The organism is Frankia sp. AgB1.9, assembly GCF_016786355.1.
In the GTDB taxonomy this organism is placed as follows: Bacteria; Actinomycetota; Actinomycetes; order Frankiales; family Frankiaceae; genus Pseudofrankia.
This window is the reverse complement of the sequence record NZ_JADWYX010000087.1, coordinates 1-7,880: the sequence shown is the minus strand read 5'-3', so window position 1 is coordinate 7,880 and position 7,880 is coordinate 1. Positions and strand designations below refer to the sequence as shown.

Below are 7,880 nucleotides of genomic sequence, written 5' to 3'. Positions count from 1 at the left end.
CGGGACCGAGGCCGCGGGGGCCGCGCCGCCGCCGTCGGGCTGACAGGTCAGCCCGACACAGCTCGCCCCAGCGTCCGGTCAGTCCGGGTCGGCCTCGGCCCCGCCGGAACGGCCGGCGGGGTGCGCGTCGACGACCCGGTTGAGCAGGGCGACGAGCGTGAGCTGCTCGTCCCCGGACAGCGGCGCGAGCAGCTGCTCGTTCATCGTCTGCGCGCGGTGCGCCACCTCGGTGTGAGTGCCCTCCCCGCGCGTGGTCAGCCGGAGCACGTTGCGCCGGCCGTCGTGTGGGTCGCGGACCCGGCGGATCAGGCCGCGCTGGACGAGGCGCGCGACCACGTCCGCGACGGTCGAGCGGTCGAGGCAGGCGCGTTCACCGAGGGTGCGCTGGTCGATGTCCGGTGCCGCCCGCAGGCTGTTCAGGACGACGAACTGGGGCGGCGTGGTGTCGGTGGAGACCGAGGCCGTCCACAGCTGGTGAATGACCTGCTGCAGCCGGCGGGCCAGGTGGCCTGGGTTGGCCGACAGGTCCGCGGCGCCGTCGACGGCAGTTCCGGACGGTACCGACACGGTGGTCCGTCCACCATTCCCTGCCGAATGGTCGGGAAGTGTGTGCGTGTTCAGGGTCTGTGTCCGTTCACGTCGGGCACCGGATGGCGCGTCTCGAGCCGAGGACATCGAAGGACCAGGACCGCGAAGGGCCGGGGATGTCGAAGGCAACAGGGGATCGGAGCCGCTCGGATGGATTCGAGGATCCGAAGGCTGGCGGTGGCGCCGGTGCGGCTCGGTCGTCCGTGGTCGTTCGTCCGTGGTCGTCGGTCCGTGGTCTAGGTCGGTGGCTGCCAGCCCGCGGTCTTGATGGGATGAGATCATAATCATCCGCATCAGGCCATGCTGTGGCGGAATCGCCGGAGAAGCGGTGCCAAGTCCGTCGAGAACGGGGTCTGCGGGCCGCAAAAGTACCGACAATTCCGCTTTCACCCCCGACTTGCCATGCGTGCGGCTAATTTGACACCGAGTGCCGTCTTCCTTGCGTCGGAAGAACCCGAACGAACTGTCTTGTGGCCGACACGGTCGTTGATGCCCGACTGTCCTTGCCGGACCGGGTCGATCCGGTCTGATGGGCCACTGCTCCATCGGTCCCGGTGCTCAGAGCGCCGCGTCCGGATCGCCGTCTCTGGCCAGTTGGCTCCGTGGATCCGAGGCCTGGCAGCCCGTGCTTTGCCGACACCCGTCCGGGTAGGTCCCGGTCCGGGCTCGGGGCCGATTCCCGAGAGGAGTCCAGGACGACCCAGCGGCCACGTGGCCCCAGGCACCCTCGACGCCGAGGCATAAGGCCAGGCATCACGTGACGGGAGCAGCCGATGGACCGAGGCAGCGCCAAGCACGGCCCGCAGCTCGATGAGGCGATGGCCGACGAGGTGCGCGACTACGTCCGAGCCCGCAGGCAGACCCACGCCGCCGAGTGGAGGTCGCCCGAGCCGACGACCGACGAGGTTCCGGTGGCGTTGGACCGCCCGGATGGGATAGGCCGGGGTAGCGCTCCGCGCGGGATGAGCCTCAGCGACGTCGAGGAACGCTCCGAGCTGGCCCGCTGGCTCAGCCGGGCCGTCTTCCCGGCCGACCGTGACGAGGTCATGGGCCACCTGCGCGATCACAACGCTCCCGATCACGTGGTCGAGGAGATCCGACAGGCGCCGAAGCGCGGCCAGTTCGGTTCCGTCGGCGAGCTCTGGCGCGCCGTCCACAGCGGCGCCCATGTGGAGAAGACCCGGTACTGAGACGGCGTACCGGTGCCGTCGAAATCTCGATCATGACGAGTCCTGGGGCGCGGAGAACGGCGCGGATCGAGCGCCGGGCTCCGCGCCCCTGGCACGACCTGGCTAGGTTGGCCGGGCTGAAGGTCCCTGTCCCGTCTTACGACGGCGACGGCGGGCAGGAGCGCGGCATGGAACGCCGCGACTCGGGTGCGGGCGACCGACGGCTGGTCCGCGGACTGCTTCCGACCCGCCAGCCGAGCTCTCCCGCAGCCCCCGTAACCAATGGCTCCGCGCCCAGTGGCCCCGCATCAGAGGGCCCCGCGACCGAGGGCCCCGCGACCAACACCTCCGCGACCAATAGCCCGGCGACCAATGCGGCGGATCGTCCGCCGGACGGTCCCGCCGGCCGGTCGGGCCGCCCGGCGGACCTGAGGAACTCGCACGACGCGGGACGACTGCCGCGCGTCAGCAACCTGCTCGGCCTCATCACGCTGTGCCTCGTGCTGGCGACCGTGATCCTCGGGCTGTCCTGGCTGGTAGGTGGCCTGGACGTGATGGCGGTCGGCGCCGTGCTCGCCGTCTGGGCGCTGTGCGTGGCCACCCGGGTGATCCTGGGCCGGCCGGGCACCGACTGGACGGTGCCGACGTTCGACCAGGTCGTCGCGGCGGGGCTGGACGGCCCCGAGGAGCGTCGATCGCCGGCAGGGCAGCGCCACCTGCCTGGATGGTGGCCCGGCTCGGCTGAGCCGGCCGCGGGCCGGCCCAGCCCGGCGGTGCCGTCAGGCCGGAGCGCGGCCGCGGCGGCGGCCATGGCTCGCCCGGCCGGGACCGAATCGCGCGACGCACCTGCCGTCGGGCCAACCGGCAGGAGCGGGCCCGACCAGGGCGGGCACGGAAGGTAACAGGAATAGCCGTCGAATGACCGGGTACGCATCCAGGCATGGGTGCGACGAGTGAAAACGGCCGGCGACCCGCTTCTGGTGGTTTGTTTCACACCCTCGCGGCCGGACTTGATCAGACAGAACGCGAGCAGACCCTGAACCTGATCAGACAGCGTCTTTTCGCCGACCGCGCCGCGGCGGCGGCCGGACAGCGTGAGCGGCAGGTTGACGTCGGTACCCGCACACGCGCGCGCCGTCGCCGCGGCAACTCGGACGACTCGGTCTCGTCTCGCAATGACGCTGGTTCGGCTCCCGAGCGCAGCCGGGCCGGCCACCCCGAGCACGGTTCCCGCACTTAACCCCAGTGCTGGGCCGACCGGAACCGCGTGCGTCGGAAGCCAGATCGGAATTCCGACCCAATCGGACGTGCGGAAATCCGGCGACGGCAGACAAGAAGCAAGGCAGCTGAGACATAAAGGGACAAGGCGTAAGGTGCGAATGTGGCGATCTGGCGCCACCTGGTCGCGCAAGCGATTCGGTTCCGCCCGGGCGGCGCGCGCCAAGCCACTGCGCTCAGCGGATTGGGGCCCAGCCCGGGGAATGTGCGCCCAGCGAACTCGGCGGGCGGTCGTACCCGCGCGTGGCGCCGCCGACGACACCGGGCGCGGCGATGTAGGAAAGCTCGCCGAACTCGCTGCGCATCGTGCGCCGGAACGGCTCGACGTCGGCGTCGCTCAGACCGGGCAGGGCCAGCGTGTCCCGCTGGCCAAGGCCCATCAGCCAGCGGCCCGTCTGGGCGAGCGAGAGCCGGACGTGCCAGCTGCCACCGACGCCCTCCCGGCGGGCGAGCGCGGCCAGCACGCCATAGGCGGCGAGGTGCCCGGTGGCGTGGCTCAACGCTGAGGCGGGCAGCGGCTCCGGCTGGTTCGAACCGGTCGCCCGCGCGGACTCGACCGCGGCCCCGGACGCCGTCTGCACCAGCCCGTCGAAGCCCCGCAGCCCGCTCCACGGCCCGAGCCGGCCGTAGGCACTGATCGTCGCGCAGACGATGCCCGGCCGGATCCTGGCCAGGTCCTCCGGCCCGAACCCGAGCCGGTCCAAGGCCTTCGGCCGGTACGCCTGGATGACGACGTCCGCTGCCGCGACGAGCTCGCGCAGCCGGCGGGCGTCCGTGGCGACCCGCAGGTTGAGAAAGGTGCCCCGCTTGCCGAAGCCGGTGTCGATCAGGAGCGTCCGGCTGTCGGGCAGGTGCGCCGCGCCCACCCGCAGCACGTCCGCGCCGAACGAGGCGAGCGCCCGGCCGCAGACCGGGCCGGCGATGGCGCGGGTCATGTCGAGGACCCGCAGCCCGGCCGCCGGGCGGCCAGGGGAGGCGACCGCCTGTGCCTGGGCCGACAGCGCCTGCGCCGGCGCCGGCGGCATCGTGGTCCCACGGAACCGCGCCATCGCGGCCGGGCCGGCCGGCGGCGCGCCCTCGTCGAGCTGTTCGATCTCGATCAGCGGCAGCCCGGCGACGGCGCGCCCGGCCGGATGCGCCCACCACTCCCGCTCGGCGCGGGCCATCGTGGCGCACATGCCCATCGACTGCAGCTCGGCCTCCAGGCTGGCCGCGTCATGGCGGGCGATGGCCTGGGCGACGGCGGCCGGCTCGGCCCGGGCGCCGAGCAGCTCCAGCACGCCGACCCGATGGTGCGGCAGGTTGCAGTGCACCTGGATCCACCGGCCGTCCCGGGTCGCGTAGTAACCGGTCAGCGGGTCTGACGGGTTCGGCGCCGGCCGCCCGCCGATCAGCAGCAGCCGCTCGCCGCGGAACGCCGCGGCGGCGTGCCGGGTGTCGACGGAGACCGGAGGGCAGTCGTCCCCCGACCGTGCGGCCCACAGCTCGGCGGCGCCGTGCGCGGCGGCCGCGACGGCGACGGTCGCGGCCACGGTGACTCGGTACAGGCTTGGCAGCACGTCGGCGGGGCCTGTCACCGTGAGCCTGGCCGCCGCGCGCGCGTCCCCGATCAGTCGGGCGAACTCGGTGACGACCCCCGCGAGCTCCCGCGCCTCGTCGCCGGAGGATTCGCCGATACCTCCGGATTCCGGCGTTGGTGCCGGCACAGGTGTGTCGGCGGCCGCAGGTGTTTCTGCTGGCGCTGCTGAGTCTTCCGGTGCGGATGGTGCGGATGGCACGGGTGGGTCGGGTGGGTCCGACGCCGTGGGGCGTTGGCCCGGTAGCGGTAGGTCATGCAGCTGATCCGCCATGGCTCCGTCCGCTTTGAGGCCTGTCCGGCTCACCGCCCACGGTCACCACTGATGCATACCGTGGGCATTCGGCAACTCTCAGCATCGCATTTGCGCATTGGCGTCCGACACAACGGCCCAACCTGGTGTCTCATCGCAGAAGGCGATGAGCTGCGTGCCGTCGGCAACTCGTGCCAACAAAGTGCGACAAGCCGGCCACTATCGCCCACTCCTGGGTCGAGACGGCCTTCTTTTGTCGCTGTGATTCGGCCACATCCCGGGTCGCGTTCTGTGATCCTCGATCAACGGGAGGCCGAGGTCGGGAGAGGAGGCCGCCATGACCAGGCGGACGACGCTGTACGACCTCCTGGGCGTCCCGCCGTCCGCCACGGCGGACGAGATCAGGGCCGCCTACCGCCACGCCGCTCGGGCGCTGCACCCGGACGCCGGTGGCAATGCCGCCGCCTTCCAACGGCTCACCACCGCGTACCACATCCTCGGCGACCCGGCCGGTCGCGCCGGCTACGACGAGTACCTCGCCACCAGCGGCGCCCCTGCGGCGACGGACGCCGAAGGCGGGGCGCCCGGCGGCCCACCGGCTCCCGCCTTCCCCGGGGTCAGCCGCGAGGTGAAGCGGGGCTACCTCGTGATGATGACCGTGGCGCTGGGGCTGTTCATCCTGGCCGGGACGGTCGTCCGGCCGGTGTCCGTGCCGGCCGCGATCGCGATGGCCCTCGTGGCGATGGTGATCCCGCCGGTTGCCGCGATCATGGCGAACCGCCCGCCGCCCACCCATGGCACGCGGCGCAGGCGCCGGTCGGCCGGGCGCCGGTCGCCCTGACGCGAGGACCGGCGGACACCGGGAGCCTGCGTTCCCTATCCTCAGACCCATGGCTCGTTACGACTACCGCTGCCGGGTCTGCGACTCCTCGTTCGAGGTGCGCCGCGGCATCACCGAGGACGCGGCCGCGGCGGTGCCCTGCCCCGCCGGTCATGTCGAGACCTCGCGGGTCTTCTCGGCGGTGGCGGTCAGCCGCGGCTCGTCGATGTCGATGGGCGCCCCGGCTCCCATGGCCGGCGGTGGCGGTGGCGGCTGCTGCGGTGGTGCCTGCGGCTGCGGCTGATCCGCCGACAGTGTCGCGTCATCCAGCTGTCATTCATCTCTCTCGCGTCTCGGTCGCCGTCGCCGGGCTGGTTCGCCGCGCGTCCCTTGCCTGGTAGCCGCCTGGCGCGAGCCTGCCGTCGTGCCCATCGCCCTGGGTGATTGCTTGGTCCGCCTGGGCTCCTGAGGGAGCGGCCTGGTTCCCGCGGGCTGGTCCCTTGGTGTTGCTAGCCGGGGGCCGCGGGCCGCGCATTGTGAACGGATGCGTAGCGAAAGCGCCTGGAATGTGTCCTACGTGTAACAAGACCTCAACTGCCCTACCCGCCCGCGCTCGGGTTGGCTAGGTTTCCGCCAACTCGGCGCGGACTGCACCACGGAGTCGGAGATCTTCCGGTTCCGCTGGTCGCGGGCGTTGGGAGCAGGGGAGACCGCACCGGTTCCGATCACCACGGCCGGGCGCGCGCCTCCTCGCGTCCTTGGGGTGGCTGGCCTGATGGCCGGGCGTCGGACGCGGGAGCGGCGGCGTTCGGGCTGGGGGTCATGCCCGGCACACGTAGGAGGAAGTTGATGGAAAGGCGCAGGCTCGTTGGGGCGCTGGCGCTCGCGTCGGCGGTCGCGCTGACCGCTGCCGCCTGTGGCAGCAGCGGCAGCAGCGGCTCGTCCAGCGGTGGCAAGAAGACCTTCACGATCGGCTTCCAGGGCCCGCTGTCCGGTGACAACCAGCAGCTGGGCATCAACGGCCTGGACGGCGTGAAGACCGCGATCGCCGAGGCGAACGCGGACTCGTCGCTGCCGTTCACCCTGAAGCTCGTCCAGTCCGACGACCAGGGTGACCCGGCCGTCGCGCCGACCGCCGCCCAGAAGCTGGTCGACAACTCGGACGTCATCGCGTTGGTCGGCCCGATGTTCTCCGGCGCCACCAAGGCCAGCGAGCAGCTCTTCACGGACGCGAACCTGCTGTCGGTCAGCCCGTCGGCCACCAACCCGACGCTGACCACACTGGGCTTCAAGACCTTCTACCGGGTCATCGCGACCGACGCCGGCCAGGGCAAGGCCGCCGCCGACTACATCTCCAAGGTGCTCAAGCCGACCACCGTCTACTCGCTGGACGACGCGTCCGAGTACGGCACCGGTCTGTCCAAGGTCATCGAGTCCGAGCTGGGTGTGAACGGCACGAAGTTCACGCACGACTCGATCAACCCGACCAAGGACTACACGGCTGAGGCCACCAAGATCGTGGCGGCGAAGCCTGACGTCCTGTACTACTCGGGCTACTACGCCGAGTTCGCGCTGCTGAGCAAGGCGCTCAAGAGCGCCGGCTTCACCGGCAAGATCATGTCCGGTGACGGCTCGCTCGACCCCGAGTACATCAAGCAGGCCGGCGCGGCCAACGCCGAGGGCGCCCTGATCAGCTGCCCGTGCCTCCTGGCCGGCGCCGACCCGAACGCCTCCGCGTTCGTGACGTCGTACAAGAGCACCAACGGTGGCGCCGAGCCGGGCACCTACTCGGCCGAGGCGTACGACGCGACCAACGGCATCATCGCGGTGCTCAAGCAGCTGGGCACCGGGGCGACCCGCGAGTCCGTCTCCGCCGCGTTCGGCAAGCTCGACATCAAGGGCCTGACCAAGCAGATCAAGTTCACGCCCACCGGTGAGGTCACCGACGCGTCGTTCTACATCTACCAGGTGAAGGGCGGCCAGCTGACCGTCCTCGGCCAGACGTCGAAGCTGATCGGCGGCTGACCTAGCCGCCCGGACCCCGTCGCGTGCGGCCACTGCGCCGTACGCGACGGGGGGCGGGGCGGGGGGGGGGGGCGGGGCGGGGGGGCCCCCCCCGGGGCCGTCGACCGGGGGCAGCAGGCCCTCCACGGCGACGAGCGCGTTCGACAGGCTGTCGAGCGGGCCGAGGTCGTC

The 7,880-nt window shown here is 71.8% G+C and carries 7 protein-coding genes; 5 read left to right on the top strand and 2 right to left on the bottom strand.

Annotated features, from left to right (window positions below):
• Nucleotides 1-78: 78 nt before the first annotated feature.
• Nucleotides 79-567: a MarR family winged helix-turn-helix transcriptional regulator gene (locus tag I6A60_RS28395; RefSeq protein WP_013427858.1), complete on the bottom strand. Its 489-nt coding sequence runs from the start codon at nucleotides 565-567 to the stop codon at nucleotides 79-81.
• A 794-nt stretch (nucleotides 568-1,361) separates the two neighbouring features.
• Here I6A60_RS28395 and I6A60_RS28390 point away from each other — a divergent pair.
• Complete coding sequence (locus tag I6A60_RS28390) at nucleotides 1,362-1,778, top strand: DUF2795 domain-containing protein (RefSeq protein ID WP_203021564.1); 417 nt, start codon at nucleotides 1,362-1,364, stop codon at nucleotides 1,776-1,778.
• A gap of 167 nt (nucleotides 1,779-1,945) precedes the next feature.
• Nucleotides 1,946-2,659, top strand: coding sequence for a hypothetical protein (locus I6A60_RS28385; protein WP_203021563.1), 714 nt, complete (start codon nucleotides 1,946-1,948; stop codon nucleotides 2,657-2,659).
• A 552-nt stretch (nucleotides 2,660-3,211) separates the two neighbouring features.
• On the opposite strand, the gene I6A60_RS28380 is transcribed toward I6A60_RS28385, so the two are convergent.
• Nucleotides 3,212-4,741: a CoA transferase gene (locus I6A60_RS28380; protein WP_307873906.1), complete on the bottom strand. Its 1,530-nt coding sequence runs from the start codon at nucleotides 4,739-4,741 to the stop codon at nucleotides 3,212-3,214.
• A gap of 460 nt (nucleotides 4,742-5,201) precedes the next feature.
• On the opposite strand from I6A60_RS28380, the gene I6A60_RS28375 reads away from it, so the two are divergent.
• The 3 genes from I6A60_RS28375 (at nucleotide 5,202) to I6A60_RS28365 (ending at nucleotide 7,709) form a co-directional block, all read left to right on the top strand.
• Nucleotides 5,202-5,705, top strand: coding sequence for a DnaJ domain-containing protein (locus tag I6A60_RS28375; protein WP_203021561.1), 504 nt, complete (start codon nucleotides 5,202-5,204; stop codon nucleotides 5,703-5,705).
• 49 nt (nucleotides 5,706-5,754) lie between these two features.
• Nucleotides 5,755-5,988 carry a zinc ribbon domain-containing protein gene (locus tag I6A60_RS28370; protein ID WP_203021560.1) on the top strand — a complete coding sequence of 78 codons (234 nt, stop codon included), beginning with the start codon at nucleotides 5,755-5,757 and terminating at the stop codon, nucleotides 5,986-5,988.
• 545 nt (nucleotides 5,989-6,533) lie between these two features.
• Entirely contained in the window at nucleotides 6,534-7,709 is a 1,176-nt protein-coding gene (locus I6A60_RS28365) for a branched-chain amino acid ABC transporter substrate-binding protein (RefSeq protein WP_203021559.1), read from the top strand.
• Nucleotides 7,710-7,880 lie beyond the last annotated feature (171 nt).